The 246-nt window shown below is 65.4% G+C and carries 1 protein-coding gene; it reads left to right on the top strand.

Annotation, left to right across the window (positions count from 1 at the left end):
- On the top strand, positions 1-246 hold a 246-nt coding region (locus BST14_RS32160; RefSeq protein ID WP_245845874.1), incomplete at both ends, for an amidase family protein.

The raw sequence follows: 246 nt of genomic DNA, 5'->3' as shown, positions 1-246 counted from the left end.
ACCTGTTGCTGCCCAGCGCGCAGGTATTTCCCTTCGCCAAGGAAACCCCCTGGCCGCGCAGCATCGAAGGCGTGGCAATGGACACCTACCACCGCTGGATGGAAGTGGTGGTTCCCGGCAGCCTGTCCGGCTGCCCGGTGGCCAATGTGCAGGCGGGCTTCAATGCCGAGGGACTGCCGATGGGCCTGCAAATCATCGGTCCGCACCAGGCCGACTTCGCGGTACTGCAACTGGCCCACGCCTACG

Source organism: Mycobacterium arosiense ATCC BAA-1401 = DSM 45069, from assembly GCF_002086125.1.
Taxonomy (GTDB): domain Bacteria; phylum Actinomycetota; class Actinomycetes; order Mycobacteriales; family Mycobacteriaceae; genus Mycobacterium; species Mycobacterium arosiense.
This window is presented reverse-complemented; position numbering and strand designations above follow the sequence as displayed.